This is a genomic window from Clostridium sp. UBA3061 (genome assembly GCF_002367465.1).
In the GTDB taxonomy this organism is placed as follows: domain Bacteria; phylum Bacillota; class Clostridia; order Clostridiales; family Clostridiaceae; genus Clostridium_J; species Clostridium_J sulfidigenes.
The window spans coordinates 53,104-73,846 of the sequence record NZ_DFCF01000010.1 but is presented as its reverse complement, the minus strand read 5'-3'; the positions used below and the strand labels follow the sequence as shown (position 1 = coordinate 73,846).

The window sequence follows — 20,743 nt, the reverse complement described above, 5'->3', positions numbered from 1 at the left end:
TTACCTCCTAAAAATAACCATGAGGATGTATTGTATGATCCTCACAAGGATTAATCCTTGATAAATTCCTATCTGTATACATAATAGCTCTATGAATACTCTTATATCCAAAACGTCTTCTAATTTGGTCTAAAGCCTCATCTATTTTTTCCAGTTTAAGTCTTTTTTCATTGTCCATAAATAAATCTGTCTGTACTGGCATTGTATCAATTACAAGGTCAGCACCTCTTACACCAATACTTCTTACGGGATTTTTAAAGCTATAATTTTCTTTAAATAGCTTAAAGGCTGCCTGGGCAACTTCCTTGGTTATATTGGTAGGAGTTAGAAGTTTCCTTTGCCTTGAAAAACTGCAAAGCTTGGTATCTCTAACTGATATTTCAACTACGGTACATTTTAATCCATTTTCTCTAAGTCGTTTTGTCACACTTTCAGCTAAAACTATTATAATAAGCCATACATCTTCATCACAAACTAAATCCCTAGGCGTAGTAGTGCTATTACCTATAGATTTTATGGGAGCACTATAACTTTCAACTAGTACTTCTGAAGTGTCATAACCGTTGGCGAAAGAATGTAGAATAAGTCCCATTTTCCCTAGATGCCTTTTAAGAAAATCAGGATGGGTTTTGGCTATATCTCCAATAGTATTTATGTTTATGCTTTTAAGTTTTGCATTGGTGCTTCTACCAACATATAAAAGGTCTGAAGCTGGCAAAGACCAAGCTATGTTCTTATAATTTTCCTTTGAAATTGCAGTTATAGCATCAGGCTTTTTATAATCAGAGCCTAGCTTTGCAAATATCTTATTCCATGAAACTCCTATACTAACTGTTATACCTAATTCTTCCTTCATTCTATTGCTAATTTGCTTTGCTATTTCAAAGCCATTGCCAAAAAGCCCACAGCTCCCTGTTACATCTAGCCAGCTTTCGTCTATTCCAAAAGCCTGCTGCATATCTGTGTAATGCCCATATATTTCATGGGCCATTCTAGAAAATCTTAGATAAAGATCCATCCTTGGTGGCAAAAATATAATTCCAGGACATAGCTGTTTTGCCTGCCACAAAGGCATTCCTGTTTTCACCCCAAATTTTTTAGCTATTTCATCCTTAGCAAGGACAATTCCATGACGAGCTTCAGGGTCTCCACCAACTGCCACTGGTTTTCCTTTTAGCTCGGGATGATGCAAAAGTTCAATACTTGCATAACAAGAATTAATATCTGAATGTAAAATTACTCGTTCCAAATAAAACCATCTCCATATATGATATATTAATATTATATATCATTATATGATAAGTAAATAGTTTTATGTATCACATAATGATATTTTTCTATTGTAATTATCATTCCACTAATATACAATTAACATAAGGAGGTGTCTACTATGAAAAAGACCCTAGGAGAAAAAATAACAGCTGCAAGGGAAGCTATAGGTTTATCCCAATATGAAGTAGCTGAGTTTATAAAAAACAAAGGTATAGATGTGACGAATCAAAAGGTTAGTAAGTGGGAAACTAATTATACTACTCCCAATGCTTATCAGTTTTTAGCTCTTTGTGAAGCACTAAAGGTTAGTGATGTACTGGGAACCTTTGGGGATTGCAGTGTAGACTCACCTTTATCTAATCTAAATCAAGAGGGGAAAAATAAGGTAGAAGAATACATAACGCTCCTTATTGCCAGCGGTATGTATAGTAATGAGGTTAAAGAAGAAAAAGTAATATATATGAGAAAGCTTCCTCTTTATGATTTACCGGTATCTGCAGGAACTGGTAGATATCTAGATGACAACTCCTGTGAAATCATTGAAGTAGGTAGTGATGTTCCTATGGAAGCAGACTTTGGAGTTAGAATTTCAGGAGATAGTATGGAGCCTCGTTTTGTGGATGGCCAAATAGTTTGGATTCATAAACAGGACATTTTGGAGGATGGAGAAATTGGAGTATTTGCCTTTGAAAATAACTCCTACTGTAAAAAGATTTCTATTTGTGGAGATGGAATTAAGCTTATTTCCCTTAATGAAAAATATGCGCCTATAAGTGTTCCAAGAAATGTAGAGTTTCATTGCTTTGGGAAGGTTGTAGAGTAATAAATTTTTTATAGATACTCAAATCAATTAAGGGAATTCTTTTTAAGAGTTCCCTTAATTGATTTGAGTAGGAAACTATTTAACTATAAAAATATGAACCTATTTAACTATAGAAATATATAACTATTAAAATAGTTGTTGTGGTCATGCGGGTTTTAGGGAATTTCCAATTTTGAAGTTAGGATTAAGTATGTAAAAATATGAAAAATAAATAGCAATAGAATTATACTAATAAAAAAGTTATTCCCTATTATAAAATAGTTTATCTAAGTTACAATAAGGGATAACTTTTAAATCTATGTATAACAAAAGGATGTGGAAAACCTCAATAATAACATCATATTATGATACGAATAACTATATCTTAATATGTTTTCGTTATAAAACTTAAATAAAAGGTACACATAATTTACAGTTATCTATAGGGGAATTAATAAGAGTACATTCAACATCAAAGACATCCTTTATAAGTTTTTCATTTATAATCTCATCCTTAGGGCCTTGAGCCAATATGTTTCCATTCTTTATAGCAACTATATTATCAGCATATTTTAATGCATGATTTATATCGTGAATAACCATTGCTATGGTTCTATTTTCTTTTTCATTTAAATTTCTTAAAATATTTAAAATTTCTAGCTGATACTTTATGTCTAGATGATTTGTAGGCTCATCTAAAAGGATGATATCTGTATCTTGTGCTAAAGATAATGCAATCCAAGCCCTTTGTCTTTGACCACCAGATAGGTTATTTAAAGTTATATCCTTATCGTTTATAAGTCCAACCTTTTTTATGGCTTCTAAAACTAGATTTTCATCCTTTTTACTCCAAAATGATAATAAATTATGGTAAGGGTATCTTCCTTGTTTCACCAAATCATAGACAGTTAAATCTTCTGGAGCATTACTGCTTTGAGGAAGCATGGACATAAGCTTGGCAACTTCCTTTGAAGGCATTTTAAGAATATCTCTATCCTCCATGAGTATATCTCCATTTTTAGGTTTAAGTATTCTTGCCATGGCCTTTATTAATGTAGATTTTCCACATCCATTAGAGCCAATTAAGGCAGTAATTTTTCCTTTCTCTATATTTATATTAATATTATCTAATATAATTTTTTCATCATAACATAACTTTAAATTTTTTGCTTTTATCATTTCTATCATCCCCTTTTGTAGTTTCTTTTTTTAACTAAAAGGTATATAAAGTAAGGTGCTCCTATAAAAGCTGTAAATATACCTATAGGTAAATCCTGTGGATAAAATAACCATTTAGATACAAAGTCAGCTAATAATGTTATTATTCCACCTATAAGTATTGAAAGTGGGATTACATTTTCAAACTTTGAATCTACCAATTTTCTTGCAATGTGAGGAGCTATTAAACCTACAAAAGATATACCACCACCAATAGTTACAGCTCCTGCTGCTAATGCAGCAGAAATGCCTAAGAGTATTATCCTGCTTTTATGTAGCTTATTACCAAGGACTATTACAACTTCATCTTCAAGCTGATGAAGATTTAAATCTTTAATAAATATTAATGTTAATGTAGCGAAAATACTAAATATTACTATAATCAGTATTGCATGTGTCCAGTTAGCACCATATATACTTCCTGTTATCCAAGTTGTAGATTCTTTTATAAAAATTATTGGTCCATTTATTATAAGAATATTAGTTATGGCCTTAGCAATAGCAGAGACTCCAATTCCTATTATAATTAATTTATTTGTTGAAGAAGATTTTCCATTTATAAGCAAAATGCACATTAAAGCTATAAATGAAAATATAAAAGTAAATATAGGCATATATAATATAGATGTTGTTAATGAATTATTCTTAGGATCTATAAAAATAGTTAAAAACACCAATGCTCCAACGGAACCTCCATTAACTACACCTAATATATCTGGAGATGCTAAATCATTTTTAACCACTCCTTGAAGTATAGCTCCCGATAATGCTAAAGAGGCTCCAACAAAAAAGGCAACAAGAACTCTTGGTAACCTTATTTTCGTAACTAAAATAGATGAAAATCCTGTATCTATTCCTAATATACTCTTTAGTACATCTAATGGACCTACCATAGCTTCACCTAGGCATAATGAAAAAAATATCATTAAGATAGTAATCCCTAGTAAAAGCGCACTTAACTTAATAGCTTTTTTACTTATATTTATCATTGTCTGGTCCTCCTTTTCGCAACATATATAAAGAAAGGACCACCTATAAGTGCAGTTAAAGCACCAACTGGGACTTCTTTTGGATAAATTATAAATCTTGACATTATATCTGCAAGCAATAGTATAGATGCCCCTGTTAATATAGAAAATGGTATTAGCCATTTATAATCAGTTCCAATAAATTTATGTACTATATGTGGAGTTATAAGTCCAATGAAAGCTATTGGACCTGCCAAAGCCACAGATACACCAGATAAAATAGCAACTATAGCTATTATAAGTATTTTAAAATATAGAGTTTTCATACCCAATGACCTTGCCATTTCTTCTCCTAATGAAAATACATTGAATTTTTTCCAGATAAGCAACGTAAATACTATTACTATTAATATTATTGGAATAAATTTAACTATTAGTTCTAATTTCTTCCCTTCAACAGAACCTGTCATCCAATAAACAACCTGCTCAAGTGCAGCCTCATTTTTATACAAAATACCTTGTGCTAAGGAAAAGAATAGTGCACCTAAAGCAGTACCTCCTAATGTTAAGTCCATAGGCCTTATGTCACCTGAAAGACCTCCACATAATAAATAAACTAGTAGAGAAGATCCTAGTGCACCTAAAAATGCTAACCAGGCAAGTCCTAGTGAAGATACATTAGGAAAATATGTGAGAACTATAACCAAAGTTAATACTGCTCCTGAATTTATACCTAAGATACTTGGCGAGGCTAATTTATTTCTAGTCAATCCTTGAGTTAAAAGTCCAGATACTCCAAGAGCTCCTCCAACTAGAAGAGAATTTAATGTTCTTGGAATTCTTGAAGTTCTTATAATTATATGTTCTTGAGAATTATTAAAATCTTTATATGCATCTATTAAAGTATCATAAGATGTAGGTATAAATCCTTTAGTAATACTTAAGTAACATAATATAAGAGTGAATATTGTAAGTAATATAAGTAACATCCATCTACCGCTATTACTTTTTAGAATATTTTTCATATAACTCCTCCGATTTATAATATTGAAAAATGATATCATTTATTATTGATAATCTTTCTCAAACATGATATCATAATTAAGTGATAAAATCCATAATAAATTTTAGGAGGAATGACAAATGCAAAAAAAATTATTATCTGCAATTTTATTAGGTATGCTAATTGTAAGCTTACTTGTTGGTTGCTCTAATAAAACAGAAAATACAACAGATTATAAAACTATATCTATACAACATGCTATGGGAACAACAGAAATTCCTGAAAATCCAAAGAATGTTGTTATATTAACTAATGAGGGTGTAGAAGCACTTCTTACACTTGGTGTTAAACCAGTTGGAGCTGTAACTGGTTTTACTGGTGATTGGTATGAACATACTAAAAGTGAACTTACAGGTGTTAAGCCTGTTGGTAAGGAGACAGAGCCAAATGTAGAAGCAATTGCTGCTTTAAAACCTGATTTAATAATTGGAAATAAAATGAGACATGAAAAGATATATGACCAATTAAGTGCAATAGCACCAACTGTTTATTCAGATACAATAAGAGGCGAATGGAAGGATAATTTTAAATTCTATGCTGAAGTTTTAAATAAAAAATCTGAAGGTGAGAAAGCTATACAAGCATATGAAAGTAAGATTACTTCTATAAAAGAAACTTATAGTGATAAATTAAATAATGAAATATCACTTGTAAGATTTATGGATGGAAAAACTAGAATATACCTTGGGGATACTTTCGCTGGAACTATTCTTAAAGAAATAGGATTTAAAAGACCAGCAGCTCAACACGGAACAGACTTCGTTAATGAAATAGGCAAGGAAAGATTAAATGAAGCTGATGGAGATGTAATGTTATACTTTACTTATGAACTAGGAGATGGTAAAGGTCTTGCTAGAGAAGAAGAGTGGTTAAATGATCCGATGTTTAAATCTCTAAATGTTGTAAAAAATAATAAAGCTTATAAAGTAGACGATACTATTTGGAATACAGCAGGTGGTATAAAAGCCGCTAATTTAATGCTTGATGATTTAACTAATATGTTAAAGAAAGGAAAAATCTAAGGTTATTAATTAGCCATTAATGGAAGTTTTAATACATATAATATAATAAAAAAGGTGCTATCTAAAAATGGGATATATTTCCTAGACAAGACAGAACCTTTTGTTTTTAAGGGTGAAAAGAAGCTTTCGTAAAATAAGCTAGTCTAAATAAATATTGAATAATCTCTTATATTATTAACGCTCAGCCCTTTCGGAATATTGATTTACTAAAGCATTTATTCAAGATAAAATCTACAACACAATAACTCGTATACACTCAAACAAGTTGTGTTGCTTACGATTTTACCATTCATAAATACTAAGTAATAAAATATTCATGGAAGTTCTTCTAGTAAATTAGAAGAACTAAGTTCGAATGGCATTCGCTAACAATAATATTAAATTAAGGCTATGTTTAATAACAGTGTTGATAATATGGCAATTTTTAATGGAAGTCAAAAATGGCTTCCATTAATTCATATTTAAAGAAAGATACGACAGAACTGAATCTAAAATTATGTTACATCAGCCCTACAAATTGGAATTTATAAATCTATCCAATATCGTTCAACAACACAATTTTCATCTTTAATTAATACTTCATTTTCTTTTTTTCCACCTTGGGATAATATGGTTTTCTGAGAAGCCAAATTATCATTATCACAAGTAAGTAAAATTCTACTTAGTTGTAATATGTCCTTACAATAAATTAATGCTTGTCTTAATTCTTCTTTTGCATATCCTTTGTTTCTTTCAGACTTTCTTACAGAATATCCTATATGTCCACCATATTGTAAAAGATAATCATTTAAAAAATGCCTTATTTGTATCATTCCTACAATGCAATTATCATTTTTCCTAATTGCTAATAATTGTGTTGATGTAACTTTTCTTCCATCTACTTCTTCTGTTTCATTCAATAATGACTTTTCAATATATTCTTGTGGCGAATTCGAATTTCTTAAGAAACCTGTTCCATCCATTGATTCATTATTTTTAATAAACTCATTCTTATATGAGAATATGTCATCACCATATTCTATTGCTACTTTCTTTAATACTAAGTCTTCCATAAAAATCACCTCTATAAATTACTATTTGTTGAGTTGTTTTACATCTTTTATAGCCACATTAATCTACTATTGTGTCTGTATTTAATTATACAACATAGTAATGTGATTATTCAAAAGATATTTTGTGGCTACACTATGAAAACTATACATCCATTCTTTTAGTTTGCTATGAAAAGCATTTATGTGCTGTATATGGTAAATGCCTTCCTTATGCTTCCCACGTTTAATTTGTTGTAGTTCAACACCTAAATTTTGTGCAAATCTAATATAACTCTTGTGTGAATCAGTACAAAGGATAGATTCATCCTCAATCCTGCCTGTAAAGAGCCTTTCTAAATCTGTATGTTTCATCCTACCTTTACATATTAGTTCAGTCATAATATTTCCCACTCTATCAATGGCACATAGTACACAGACCTGTTCCTTTGATATACCTCTTACTACTCCTACTGCCTTTTACTCCACGTTTATGAGGTTCTCGTGACATTATAAACGTAGTGCTTTTCTTATGATTTCCTTTAAAGGATTCTCTGAAAAACGCCTCGTCAACTTCTATAACTCCACCAACATTACCAATACCCATATACACTCTGATAGCGTCTAAAAACTTATGCCTCCAATAAAAAGATGTAGGCACACTAATCCCAACTATCTCTGCACATTTTCTTATGGAATAACCATTTATCATACATTTAGAATATAATATCCACTTTTTAATATATTTCTTACTGTTGTAACGGGGTGAACGTGTAAAATCAGTAAAGGTCTTTCGGCAGGACTTACAGATATATCTTTGTTTGCTATTGAACTTGCCATTTCTTGATACTTCCTCATGTCCACAGTGGGGGTAGACTTTTCCCTTGGAGAATCGGTTCTCTTTAACCTCGTTAGTAACCTCGGTAGCAAAAGAACCTAATACAATAACTTCTTCAAGATAATTTAATATTTCTTCCTGTCCTGTTGTTCCTAAAGCATCTAAATCTTTCTTTACTGACGCTACACTTGGCATAATAATACCTCCGTAATCCTTTATATAGTCTTATTGCACCCAAATATTCAGAAAATATAAATTTTCAACACTTATCTTAAACATAGCCTAAATTAAAAATGTAATATTATAAACACTATTCTTTAAATCTAACAGTTAATTGTAATACAGTAATCTAAAGATAACACATCTAAAGTAACCCTTTTAAAAATAAGAGTATCATTTTATTAACTCAAAAACGTACTTATAATTGGAATTGCAATGTATAGATAAGGTTCTAATTTAATAACCATACTATCCTTAGAAGAAATTTCAACTACTGTTTTATTGGCAAGTTCATGAAAAAACTTACTAATAATATTGAAAATAATCCAATCACAAATAGTTCCTAGGGTATTCATTATTAAATCATTAATATCTGATGCACGAAATTGGACAAACAATTGAGCAATTTCAATAATAATTGAAAATAATATTCCACTACATACTGTGGGCAATAATGTTCTATACTTTTTCCATAATGTTGGCAATAAAAATCCAAAAGGCATAAAAAGTATTATATTAAGTATTGCTGAAAGCTCAAGTCCATCGTTAAAAGGCACTAAATTTATAATGGGATTAAATAATGGCCTGTTTAATCTTGAAAGTCTTTTCCATTCGCTCAAAGTAGGAATTCCGACTACATCTATTAAGGAAATCATAAGATATAATATAAAAAGATATCCCAAAAAGTAATGTTGCCATCCTATTTTCTTTTTAAGACTCTTACTATTTTTATTTAAGAATATATTTAAAATAGTTATTAGAAAAAATGATAATATCATTGGTATTATATAACTTTTCATCATAGAAATCTCTTTCCCCCGTTTTAATCTTAATATTTACTATTACATTAAAAATTTAATTTGAAAACTGATCTCTAAAACACTCCTTTATAAATTATTTTTTATTACTAAATATAGTATATAAGTAATTATTTAAAATCTTCTTAATTGTTTCTTAAGGTTATTATTGCAAACTTTCAATTATATACCTTTGTAATAGTTGTTATGAAACTCTTTAGTAACTTCATCTTATTAACTCTATTGCTACTACTATCATTAAGCCTCCTAGATGAAAATCATATTTTTATAAATATATATATTTAATTTTAATTATATAGCAGGAATGCTAGTCAAATAGTTGTTCTGTTTATGGGTATTTCAGAGGTTTTCCTATTTCGAAGGTAGGATTTAATATATTCAAATATGAAGAATAATTGTTATTACAAATCATTTAAATATGGAAAATAAGAGATAATAGGTAAGTATCTATTATCTTTTTGTAAGTATTGACATAAAGGTAACTGGTTACGTATAATTATATATGTAATCAGTTACTTTTAAGTTACAATAAATATTGGTGAATATAATTTTTATGGAGTGTGATGAATAGTGGATAAAAAAGAGGAAAAGAAAATGGAAGCTTATATATATGGAGGTATATTTGCTTTATCTAATAAATTACAACTACTAGGAGATAAATTCGATTCTAATATATCTACAAAGCAATGGTTTTTAATTGCTATTATAGCTAGCTTTAAATATGAAGCTCCAACAATTTCAATGACTGCGGAAAGAATGGGGACTTCAAGACAGAATGTTAAAAAGATGGCTAGTATATTAGAAAGAAGAGGCTTCTTAGTAATAGTTAAGGATAAAGAGGATGGTAGAATACAAAGATTAGAATTAACAAAGTACTGTACAGACTATTTTGAACAAAGAATGGAAAGTGAAGAAAAGTATATTGAAAATTTGTTTGCAGATTTTGATGAAGAAATGTTATTAGGTGTATTTAAAGGAATAAAGCAATTAGAGAAAAATATTATGGTATTGGAGAAACAAAATGAAGAGGAGAGTTAAGAAAAAAATGGGGTTAATTTTAGGCATAATTTTATTATTAGTATCTATATTAGTTATTTATTTCAATGTACCTTATTCAAGATTAAAAACAAACTTTAAGGATTATTTAGTTGCAAGTGAAGAAAATATTAATGAAAATAAAAAAGCTGCTAAATATACATTGGAGGATTTACCACAATCCATGCAGAATTTTTATAGCTATACTAAGCTAGTTAATAAGGTTAGTAGTAACCATGTGAGTTTTAATTTTAAGGATGCCGATTTTGTAAATATAGAGATGAATAAAACATTGAAAATAAATTATTCAGAACATATTTTTGGAGATGTTCCAGCTAGATTTGCTTTTATAGATTCATCACTTTATGGCATACCATTTCAAGGCTTGGACTCATTTATTAATGGTGAAGGTGGGATGAAGGGAGTAGTAGCAAAAAATATTACTCTATTCAATCAACGCGGGGAAGAAATGAATAAAGCAGCCTTGGTGACCTGGCTTGCCGAAATTATATTTATGCCGTCACAGTTATTAAGTGGAGATGTAGACATAAAAGAAATAGATAAAAATACAGTGGGTGTATCAATAACGTATGATAACATAAAGGCAAGTGGAATTTATAAATTCTTAGATAGTGGAGAGCTTGTTGAATTTACAACTGATGATAGAGCACTTATCTATAATGATGGAAGATTAGAACATAGAAAATGGTCTGCGCTATATGAAGATTATAAGAATAATGGTGATTTACTATTACCTAATAGATTAAAATCTAAGTGGCATTTTGATAATGAAGATATAATATATTTTGATGGTACTGATATAGAATATACATTCTATTAGTAGATTGGTAGTTACAGTAGATATGGTTTGAATCTATAGGTGGAAACCCTTTTACTAAAATTGTTATATGAAAATATAATATTATAAGTTTTACATTAGAGGTTCAAATATAGGTGAGAGTAGACAGATTTGTGAAACAGAGGTTGTGACAAAAGTATGAAAATACTTTGTCACAGCCTCTTTTCTCATGAGATTTCTTTGCTTAAAGTTTAAAAACAAGAAAACTAAAGAGTGTGTAAATTCTTTTGTAAAGCGTTGACTCTAACACCACGTCATAGTGTAATATAAAAATATAACTTGAGTATATTAACAAAAACTCACAGCCGGCTGAGTATTAGATAATATTGATAGCTGTAAAATCAAACTTTGAGGTGTAGCAATGAGAACAGTAAAACAAGTTTCGGATTTGACAGGAGTAAGTGTGCGTGCATTACATTACTATGATGAAATAGGATTATTAAAACCAAGTGAAATTACAGAGGCAGGATATAGACTTTATGATGATGAAGCTCTTAAAACTCTGCAGCAAATTTTATTTTTCAAAGAGCTTGATATACCTTTAAAAGATGTTAAAGAGATAATGATGAGTCCATATTTTGATAAAATGCAAGCACTAAAAAATCAGAAAAAGTTGCTTATTTTAAAAAGAAAAAGATTGAATGGTTTAATAGAGCTTATAAATAAAACCTTAAAAGGAGAAAGCACAATGAATTTTAAAGAATTTGATATGAATGAATATTTTAATGTATTGGAAGAATTTAAAACAGAACACGAGGATAAGGTAAGTGAAATTTATGGTAGTGTAGATAAATATAATGACCATATTGAAAAATTTAAATCTAAGGAAGATGAAATTGCTAAAATGGCTATAAAGAAATATGGAAGTATTGAAAAATATGCTACGGCTTTAAAGAAAAATCTTAACAATAGTGCTACGTTTACTTTAGCAGAACAATATGATGAGTTTAAAAGAGATTCCTTGGAAGGTAAGCACCCTAAATTAAAAGAACTATTTAAGAAGCTTACATCTGACTTAAGTAAGGATCCTTATTCAAAGGAGATTCAAGAAATTGCTGAAGAAATAACAGATATAGCTAAAAAAGATTATGAAATTTTCAAAATGGATAATGGGGATGATCATTGGTACTATATGGTGCAAATTTATTTGGTATATCCTAAGTGGATAGAAGAAGTGGATAAGAAATATGGAAATGGTGCATCTAAATTTATCGGAGAAGCTCTAAAAAATTATTTGGGAGATAAGCAGCCTAAATTAGAAGAACTATATAAAAAGCTTGCATCTGACTTAAGTAAAGATCCTTATTCAAAAGAGGTTCAACAAATTGTTGAAGAAATATCAGATGCAACTAAAAAAAGTCAAGAATTTTACAAAGTAGATGAGGGAGAGAATCATTGGGGTTATACAGCAGAGCTTTATTTATCAAATTCCACATGGATAAAAGCCATTGATAAACAATATGGAAGTGGAGCATCTAAATTTATGGGGGAAGCTTTAAAGTTTTATGCTGAAAATAGTAAGTAATGAATTAAAAACTATGAAGGATTTGCCATATAGAAAGAAGGTTACAAGTATTAACGTATATTGGCGCTAGGATATATGTTATAATTAGGTAAAATAAAATTTTTGTAATATATACAAGGAGATGGAATTATGAAATTTAGAATTGTTTCATTACCACCGTTTAAAGCTGCTTCATCAGGGGTTGATAAAAATTTTGATTTTTCTGCAGAAGGAATATTGGGAAAGTTTGATGCATATTTTTCTGATATTAAGCCATTACCACGAGATGACTTTATGCCACGAGATTTTTTATTTTTTGATCCTGTCGAACAAGGTATGGTTTGGTGGTGGGCGCTAAATGATGACATGGATAGCGGTAGTAACGATGTAGTTGACTTTGATGGCGGGTATTATCTTACTTACACATATAGAGACGGCGATGAAGAAATGAGTAGTAAATTGTATAATGAGGCTATAGAATACATTAATAAATCAGAATTGTTTGAATTGGATGAACGCAATAATCATTATAGTATGGGACATATTATTACTCCTAAGGATATTATCAAGGCACAGGGATGGGCACAGATGGAAACATTTATACCAATTAAGCTAAGAATGAAATATGATAGATAAACAAAGCACGAAGTTGTTAATGATAAAGAAACTTATGATGTGATAACCTTTGGACCACTTTGTGTGGAAACTGATTTACAGAACACAGGTATTGGTGGTTTATTATTAGAAACAACAATGCAGCTTGCTAGAGAAGCAGGGTATAGGACAATTATATTTATTTTCCCAATCAGAAGATTATAATTTTATTAAAGTTTAATTTAGGTTAAGAGAGAGTAGGTAAATTTGTGTAAATACAAATTTACCTACTCTCTTTTTGTTGAAGTTAGCTGTTTTTCCATAGCTATATAAATTTTAAGAATGGACCTTACCTTCTACCAGTGAAGAAGTCGTTATAGGTTGATGCGATTTTTTCCCAGGTTATTCTATCCACAACTCCAGTTCTCCTTAGGTCAAATACCTTTTGAAGACTCTTAACATTTCTTTCCGTTGCTAAGTCAAATATATTATCTATAGGTAGAATTCTTATGTTATATCCGTTTTTAGCTAAAACATTCATATACTCTTTAAGAACAGCAACATACCCATTGTTATCTCCAAGTTTTAGTTCAAATGGGAATGGGAAAAGAATATCTGAGGTATTTATATCCCTACCAGAGTCTAATGCCAAATATACAAATACAATATTCCTCCAAGTATTAATATCCACCTCGCCATTTTGAACTAATCCAAAGGTTCTTTGAAATCTTAACACAGCATTTTGTGTTCTTCCATCAAAATCTCTATCAACATTAACTTCTGGTATCTCTTTATATAATGTAGATATCTTTCTAAGCATTGTTTTAAGTCTTCTTACATCTTTATTGCTAAAATTTTTCCTTAAAACATACCCTGGATATCTAGTTAAGTCCTCTACTGAGTAAATGTCTTCTAAATCTACATAGGCACAGTATATAGTATTCCAAAGCCTTCTATCAACTGATTTTAAAATAGGCAAATTAAATGCCTTTTGAAATTCCATTAAGGTTTCCAGAGTTTCATAATCAAAAATACCAGTTATAGCATTTTTCTTTAATCCATAAGCCTCTGCTAGGGTACTTAAATATACTTGTAGCTCCCTTACTTTTCCTCCTTTAGAACCATATTTTAATCCTCCTAATGGATAATCTCCATCAAAACTTCCATCTAATTCTTCAATAATCATATTTTCTTCTGCTTCTTGATCTAATTCAGCTAATCTTTTTACAGCAGTATAAATTGCTGATAATTTATACCAGGTTGCTCTTCCCACTATTCCATCTTGAACTAAATTAAATATTCTTTGAAATACTTTAACGGATGCTTCAGTGTTAGGTCCAAAGATTCCATCTGGAATTAGCTTAGGGATAGCAGGATAATTTTGTGATATTCTATTTAACTGTTGTTGTATTATAGTTACATTGGAATTTCTATCGTTGATCCTTATTGCTGATCCAGGATATGATTCTACTAAACCTGCAATAATTGGAGTTCTTTTTAGTATTTTATCATTACCATAATAATACTGTAGTATTTCAAAAGCATTTCTACCAGCATTTGCTAGGTCTACAGTTCCCCATTGAGACAGCCCATTACACCTAGATGTTGTACCATTGCAATATTGTGTGAAATATGGCGCTCTGCTATTAACTATAGAAAAATATTCATTAAAAATAGAATCTACAATTTTGCTTATATTTTCAAATATGTTTCTACCAGGTACAAAGTATTGATCATAGGCTGTAGAATTTGTTATTTGAAATGAATAACCTCTACTTACATACCATTCTGTATAAACTCTGTTAAGAGCAAAGGTTATTTGTGCATAAATATTGGCTCTTAGGGATTCTTCAGGCCATGTTGGGTAAATTTCACTGGAAGCAACATTTTTAATATAATCTACAAACCTGACAGTGACATTTTGCGCCCATGCACTAGGAGCTCCAAGGTGTACTGTAATATACTCTGGTATATATACTTCTCTTAATACAAAAGGTTGAGATAACACTCCAGTTTTCTGATCTCTTTGAACATCCAATAATAATTGATGAGGAGGTATAACAATCCTATTTTCCGTTGTGTTGTAAAATGCAGCTGCACCAACTTTAACTATCTCAGTTAATGATACATTTTGAATAGAAGTAGTTTCATCAAAAATACTAACACCTTCTATTAGTACATTATTATATCCTTCTGCGGTTACTAACACATCATATCTAGCATAAGGAATATATGTTTTATTCATTGGTTCTAATGACAAATTTTTATCGGGAGCATCTAACTCAATAATCTCACTTCTGCCACTTTCATCTACACCACTGTCTGTCTCAAAAATAACCTCTTTTGTTTTTTGATCTCTAATTTTTATCTTTGCACTTGTGATAGGTAAGGCTTCTTGTTCTTTTGAAAGTTGAACTATTATATATCCTTTTCCCATTTTACACCACTAAATATTACTCTAATATATTATATTGATGGATATTTGTTTTGATACTGTCACATTGCGGTATAAAAAATAATTATATTGTAATCAGCTATTAATGCTAAACTGTCCTAAAGGATAAGACTGCCTAAATTGATATTTGTTCATTGAGGGATAAAGATTAGGGTGATACAAGAAAGGTATTATTAAGTCTTATACATTTAAAAATAAGAGTATTAATACATAAAGGAGAAAATTATGATAGAAATTTTTAGGTTAAAGCTACTACTCTTATAATAGGTGGTAGCTTTATGTAAAAAATGATATAGAAATATTTTCTACTATTGTAATATAATTTTATTAACTCTAAAATTATATTAAATAGAACTAAAAAATAAAGAATGTAAGTAAGGAGTATAGTAATGAACAGTTTACTAGCAACAAAAATAAATGATTTTATGGAATTATACTGCAATACATGGGCATTTAGTGGTTCCATATTAGTAGCTGAAAAGGGTGAGACTATCATTAAAAAAGGCTATGGAAAGGCTTCTATAGAACATAGTATTCCCAATACATCACAAACAAAGTTTAGAATTTGTTCTATAACAAAACAATTTACCGCTATAGCAGTGATGATGTTACAAGAAAAAGGCTTATTAGATGTTAATGAAAGCATTACTAATTATTTTCCTGAATTTCATCAATTTGATAAAAGAATAACTATACATCATCTTTTAACTCATACTTCCGGTCTTCAATATTTATTTGGACCAAACTTTCCAATAATGTATAGTAAATCAAAGCATACACATGAAGATATGTTTAATATATTTAAAGATAAACCTCTTTTGTGTGAGCCAGGGGAAAGGTGGAATTACTCTAATTACGGATACTATTTGCTTGCATGTATTATTGAAAATGTTTCAAGTGTGACCTATGATGAGTTTTTAAGTAAGAACATTTTTCAGCCTTTAAATATGAAGAATACTGGTATTGAAAAAAATAAAGCAATTATACCAGGGCTAGCTAATGGGTATTATCTAAATGATAATGATTTAATCCATACTGATTATGTAAACATGGATGTAACATTTGGATCAGGGGAAATCTATTCTACAGTTGAGGACATGCTAATATGGGATCAAGCTTTATATAATGGAGGCCTTGTTTCAGAGGAAACACTGAATACTATATTTTCACCATATGCAAATTCCGGAGAAAGAGGAACTGAGGATAATGATTATGGATATGGATGGTTTATAGATGAAATGTACGGACGCAAGAGGATAAGTCACGACGGCGGTGGATTGGGGTTCACAACTGGATTTGACAGATACATCAATGAACAAGTAAGTATTATTGTATTAAGTAATTATGGATTTACAGCAGTTTGGCGTATTACAGATATTCTTGCTGCTATAATGTTTCAAGAGGAATATCAATTTCCAAGTAGACCACTCGAATATGCTTTAGATTCCAAAATATATGAAGAATATATAGGGATATATAAAGGGGACGGCGAGAAACTCACTGTTGGAAGGGCCAAAGAAAAAATGTTTTTTGTTCTAGATGATGAATATATTATACCCATGTATCCAATATCAGAAACTGAATTTCATCATACTTGGATTGATGAGAGTTATGCCTTTTATAAAAACAAGAATGGAGAAATGTACTTTTGGGGAGCTAAAAAACAATAATTGATACACTTCAAAGCTTAAAGAGAATTATTTCATATAAAAATATAAATTGCTTGTTTAGAATTCAAAAAAGCAGTCTGAAAAAGGCTGCTTTTTTAAATTTAAAATGTTTTCTATTTACCTGGAACAAGTATTTTAGCAATAGGGTAACTTCTATATCAATACAGATAAACTTCTTATTTTATATATTTTAATATAACATATGTATAAAAACATACCACTTATAGACAATAACTAACCACTTACTGTTGTTATATTTACAAGGGAAAAAATAGTTAATATAATAAAAATATGGGGAGTGAAAATATGAAAATACGAATTGAGGTAGATAATAAAATAAGCGAAAATGAAGTTATTATTAGATGTAGTGAACTTAATGAAGACATTAAAAATATTCAAATTATGTTTCACGATATGCTATCATGCAAGAAATGTATAACTTTTTATAGAGGTGATACCGAATATTATCTTTCTTTGGAAGAAATAATATTTTTTGAAACTGAAGGAAATAGGGTTTGTGCACATACTATAGACAATATATATAACGTGAAATACAAGCTTTACGAACTTGAAGAGTTTTTGCCAGGATATTTTATGCGAGTTTCAAAATCAACAATTCTAAATACAAATCATATTTACTCCATAACACATAGTCTATCATCATCAAGTAAGGTCGAATTTCAAAATACTCACAAACAGGTGTATGTTTCAAGATATTATTATAAACCACTAAAAAATAAATTATTAGAAAAGAGGAGATAAAATGGATAACAGTAGACTTTCGGGAGGACTTTCTCTTATACTATGTGGAATTGCTTTAATTATCTATAAACTTGGATATTTTTCAGATACAAATATTTTTACAATTTTATTTACAATTTTCTTAGTTGGTATCATTATAAAGAGTGTATTAAAAGCTAATTTCGCAGGCATTTTATTCCCAATAGCACTCATTTGTATTGATTATGATGAACAGCTTGGTATAACAGCTATCACTCCATGGACAGTATTAATAGCAGCATTACTTGGAAGTGTCGGTCTTTCTATGGTTTTTAATAAACATCCTAAGTGGTCTCGCAGAAAAAGTAATTGGGATTCTTCTAAATTTAATACTATTGATACGGAAGATGAAAGTCATATAAAGTTAAAGACCTCATTTGCTGGAAGTATTAAGTATATAAATACAGATAAATTTGAACAAGCAGATTTAAAGTGTAGCTTTGGAGCAATGAAAGTGTATTTTGATAATGCTGTTCTTTATGAAGGAAAAGGATATGTTAATATAGAAGCTTTTTTTTCTGGTGTAGAGTTATATATACCTAGAAATTGGACTGTTGAAAATATATCTACTACATCTTTTAGTGCAATAACTGAAAAAAATAGAAATGAAGGAACAGCAGATAATATTCTAACTATATGTGGATGTATAGATTTTTCAGGAGTAGAAATAATTTATATCTAAATAAATAAATATAATACCTATGCACTCTATGCATAGGTATTATATTTTAAATAGTATGTCTTATAACTGTTAGGGAGAAGCGTGTACTATAGGTAAATCTGTTTTTTAGCTAGAATGAAAAATTGCTCTAGCTAAAAGTACTATAAAACTAGGTAATTAGGAACACAATATGTTTTGCTACCTTAAAAATTTTCTTGACAACATAATTGTATATGTATATAGTTTACATATAATACATTATAAGGGGTAGGGTTAATGGATTTATTGTTACAGGTACACTATAAAGAAAAAAATAATCCTGATGTGGAAACATCAAGGTTTATTAATATTTTACTAAATACTTTAACCAAGAAAGAATATACGAAATTGAGAATTTTATTTTATATATTAAGTTTAATTAGCATAATAGCATTGATATATTTTATGTGGATTATGAATAATATTATAATTTCTATGTATGTCGTATGTGTTCTAGGATTTATAGTAATTTTTCTCCCAAACCTACACTTAGCAGTACGATTAATGTACATGTTAATAATATGTTATACAGCGATTGTTGAATTAATTAGAAGAATAGGACTTAAAAAAACATAGAAAATAAATATAATTGAAAGTATGAAAAGTTGGGGGTAAATACTATGGAATATGAAATTATACATTTAGCAAAGGATAAATGGAAGGAAACTATAATCCCGATAGGTTATACTACAGATAAATATTATGATGTTGTAGTAAATGAAACGGATAAAGGCTTTACTATTGATATAGAAAAGAAAGACTTTAGCGAGCCAGTAACCCATACACCAGAAGAGTATGATTTTCCAGATAAGTTATATGAAGACCACTGGGAGAATGCTTATGCTTGGGGAGTGTTAGTTAAAGATAAATTAATTGCTGCAATTGAAACAGATCAAGAACTATGGTCTAATCGTCTAAGAATTACAGAACTTTGGGTAGCAGAAGAATATCAAAAGAATGGAATAGGTCATGCATTAATTCAGGTTGTAAAGGAACAAGCAAGAAGAGAACGTCGTAGAGCTATTATACTAGAAACACAGTCTTGCAATGTTAATGCAGTGGATTTTTATCAGCATGAAGGATTTACTTTGATTGGTATGGATGCTTGCTGCTATAGGAATAATGATTTACAAAGAAAAGAAGTTAGATTAGAATTTGGATGGTTTCCAGAAGAAAAGAAAAAGTTAAATGGTGAAGAGGTAGAAATTAGAATGGAAACAGAGGATGATTGGTACAATGTGGAGCTGATGACACAGCATGCTTTTTGGAACAAACATCATCTTGGCTGTGACGAACATTACCTAGTGCATAAATTACGTAAGCATAAAGACTATCTTCCAGAGCTCAGCAGAATAGCAGTAAAGGATGGTAAAGTAATAGGATGTATAATGTATTCAAAGGCAAAGATTGTTGATGGTGTAGATACCCATGAAATTATAACCTTTGGTCCTCTTTGTGTAGAGCCTAAATGGCAAGGAAGTGGAGTTGGTGAGCTGTTATTAAGGGAAACAATGAAGCTAGCTACAAATAAAGGGTATAAAGGTATTGTAATTTTTGGAGAACCGGATTATTATCCTCGAATAGGATTTAAAACCTGTGATAATTTTAATATTACCACTGCTGATGGTAAAAACTTTGATGCATTTATGGGAATTGAATTAGCAGAAGATAGTATGAAAGGTATAAAAGGAAAATTCTACGAATCGGAGGTTTTTGAAAATCTACCTAAGGTAGAAGTTGAAGAATATAATAAAAAATTCCCCAAACTACAAAAATTAAGATTCCCAGGTCAATGGGATTGATTAAATGTTAAAGGATAAGGCGAAATAATATCAATACAAAAGGTAGAGTGGTAGAAATGAATAAAGGAATTAAGTTAGTTCAATATGTTGAGAAAA

The 20,743-nt window shown here is 29.9% G+C and carries 17 protein-coding genes and 1 pseudogene; 10 read left to right on the top strand and 8 right to left on the bottom strand.

Annotated elements, in window-relative coordinates; translation table 11 throughout:
- Positions 1 to 7: 7 nt before the first annotated feature.
- Positions 8 to 1,249 carry a DNA polymerase thumb domain-containing protein gene (locus tag B2P65_RS07955; RefSeq protein WP_346879952.1) on the bottom strand — a complete coding sequence of 414 codons (1,242 nt, stop codon included), beginning with the start codon at positions 1,247 to 1,249 and terminating at the stop codon, positions 8 to 10.
- 141 nt (positions 1,250 to 1,390) lie between these two features.
- Between B2P65_RS07955 and B2P65_RS07950 the strand changes: the two genes are divergently transcribed.
- The gene (locus B2P65_RS07950; RefSeq protein ID WP_346879951.1) at positions 1,391 to 2,095 is read left to right on the top strand and encodes an XRE family transcriptional regulator; all 705 of its coding nucleotides are present in this window, start codon (positions 1,391 to 1,393) and stop codon (positions 2,093 to 2,095) included.
- Positions 2,096 to 2,482: 387 nt separating this feature from the next.
- On the opposite strand, the gene B2P65_RS07945 is transcribed toward B2P65_RS07950, so the two are convergent.
- Genes B2P65_RS07945 through B2P65_RS07935 form a run of 3 tightly spaced genes read right to left on the bottom strand, consistent with a single transcriptional unit; the run spans position 2,483 to position 5,285 of the window.
- A complete protein-coding gene (locus B2P65_RS07945; RefSeq protein WP_346846704.1) occupies positions 2,483 to 3,253 on the bottom strand; it encodes an ABC transporter ATP-binding protein in 771 nt (256 codons plus the stop codon).
- Positions 3,254 to 3,258: 5 nt separating this feature from the next.
- The gene (locus B2P65_RS07940) at positions 3,259 to 4,281 is read right to left on the bottom strand and encodes an iron ABC transporter permease (RefSeq protein ID WP_346879950.1); all 1,023 of its coding nucleotides are present in this window, start codon (positions 4,279 to 4,281) and stop codon (positions 3,259 to 3,261) included.
- On the bottom strand, positions 4,278 to 5,285 hold the full coding sequence (locus B2P65_RS07935; protein ID WP_346879949.1) for an iron ABC transporter permease: 1,008 nt from the start codon (positions 5,283 to 5,285) through the stop codon (positions 4,278 to 4,280). The genes B2P65_RS07940 and B2P65_RS07935 overlap by 4 nt, the downstream gene beginning before the upstream one ends.
- 118 nt (positions 5,286 to 5,403) lie before the next feature.
- On the opposite strand from B2P65_RS07935, the gene B2P65_RS07930 reads away from it, so the two are divergent.
- Positions 5,404 to 6,345, top strand: coding sequence for an iron-siderophore ABC transporter substrate-binding protein (locus B2P65_RS07930; RefSeq protein ID WP_346879948.1), 942 nt, complete (start codon positions 5,404 to 5,406; stop codon positions 6,343 to 6,345).
- A 524-nt stretch (positions 6,346 to 6,869) separates the two neighbouring features.
- On the opposite strand, the gene B2P65_RS07925 is transcribed toward B2P65_RS07930, so the two are convergent.
- The 3 genes and pseudogenes from B2P65_RS07925 to B2P65_RS07915 form a co-directional block, all read right to left on the bottom strand.
- Positions 6,870 to 7,397 carry a GNAT family N-acetyltransferase gene (locus B2P65_RS07925; protein WP_346846708.1) on the bottom strand — a complete coding sequence of 176 codons (528 nt, stop codon included), beginning with the start codon at positions 7,395 to 7,397 and terminating at the stop codon, positions 6,870 to 6,872.
- A 99-nt stretch (positions 7,398 to 7,496) separates the two neighbouring features.
- Positions 7,497 to 8,406: pseudogene (locus B2P65_RS07920) on the bottom strand (IS1595 family transposase); the annotation flags it as partial.
- Between the two features lie 206 nt (positions 8,407 to 8,612).
- Positions 8,613 to 9,233 carry a VanZ family protein gene (locus tag B2P65_RS07915; protein WP_346878953.1) on the bottom strand — a complete coding sequence of 207 codons (621 nt, stop codon included), beginning with the start codon at positions 9,231 to 9,233 and terminating at the stop codon, positions 8,613 to 8,615.
- A 585-nt stretch (positions 9,234 to 9,818) separates the two neighbouring features.
- Between B2P65_RS07915 and B2P65_RS07910 the strand changes: the two genes are divergently transcribed.
- The 4 genes from B2P65_RS07910 to B2P65_RS07895 all read left to right on the top strand — a co-directional run bounded on the left by B2P65_RS07910 (position 9,819) and on the right by B2P65_RS07895 (position 13,282).
- Positions 9,819 to 10,286: a MarR family transcriptional regulator gene (locus B2P65_RS07910; protein WP_346846710.1), complete on the top strand. Its 468-nt coding sequence runs from the start codon at positions 9,819 to 9,821 to the stop codon at positions 10,284 to 10,286.
- Positions 10,270 to 11,124, top strand: coding sequence for a DUF6544 family protein (locus B2P65_RS07905; RefSeq protein ID WP_346879947.1), 855 nt, complete (start codon positions 10,270 to 10,272; stop codon positions 11,122 to 11,124). Before B2P65_RS07910 ends, B2P65_RS07905 begins: the two co-directional genes overlap by 17 nt.
- Before the next feature lie 379 nt (positions 11,125 to 11,503).
- The gene (locus tag B2P65_RS07900) at positions 11,504 to 12,667 is read left to right on the top strand and encodes a MerR family transcriptional regulator (RefSeq protein WP_346879946.1); all 1,164 of its coding nucleotides are present in this window, start codon (positions 11,504 to 11,506) and stop codon (positions 12,665 to 12,667) included.
- Positions 12,668 to 12,796: 129 nt separating this feature from the next.
- Entirely contained in the window at positions 12,797 to 13,282 is a 486-nt protein-coding gene (locus B2P65_RS07895; RefSeq protein WP_346846713.1) for a hypothetical protein, read from the top strand.
- 307 nt (positions 13,283 to 13,589) lie between these two features.
- On the opposite strand, the gene B2P65_RS07890 is transcribed toward B2P65_RS07895, so the two are convergent.
- Entirely contained in the window at positions 13,590 to 15,677 is a 2,088-nt protein-coding gene (locus tag B2P65_RS07890; RefSeq protein WP_346876856.1) for a peptidoglycan-binding protein, read from the bottom strand.
- A gap of 407 nt (positions 15,678 to 16,084) precedes the next feature.
- Between B2P65_RS07890 and B2P65_RS07885 the strand changes: the two genes are divergently transcribed.
- The 4 genes from B2P65_RS07885 (at position 16,085) to B2P65_RS07870 (ending at position 20,647) form a co-directional block, all read left to right on the top strand.
- Positions 16,085 to 17,365, top strand: a complete 1,281-nt coding sequence (locus B2P65_RS07885) for a serine hydrolase domain-containing protein (RefSeq protein WP_346846715.1) — start codon at positions 16,085 to 16,087, stop codon at positions 17,363 to 17,365.
- A 306-nt stretch (positions 17,366 to 17,671) separates the two neighbouring features.
- Positions 17,672 to 18,127 (top strand): LytTR family DNA-binding domain-containing protein, encoded by a 456-nt coding sequence (locus B2P65_RS07880; RefSeq protein ID WP_346846716.1) that lies wholly within the window; start codon positions 17,672 to 17,674, stop codon positions 18,125 to 18,127.
- 1 nt (position 18,128) lies between these two features.
- Complete coding sequence (locus B2P65_RS07875) at positions 18,129 to 18,827, top strand: LiaF transmembrane domain-containing protein (RefSeq protein ID WP_346846717.1); 699 nt, start codon at positions 18,129 to 18,131, stop codon at positions 18,825 to 18,827.
- A gap of 638 nt (positions 18,828 to 19,465) precedes the next feature.
- The gene (locus B2P65_RS07870; protein WP_346879945.1) at positions 19,466 to 20,647 is read left to right on the top strand and encodes a GNAT family N-acetyltransferase; all 1,182 of its coding nucleotides are present in this window, start codon (positions 19,466 to 19,468) and stop codon (positions 20,645 to 20,647) included.
- The last annotated feature ends 96 nt before the right edge of the window (positions 20,648 to 20,743 follow it).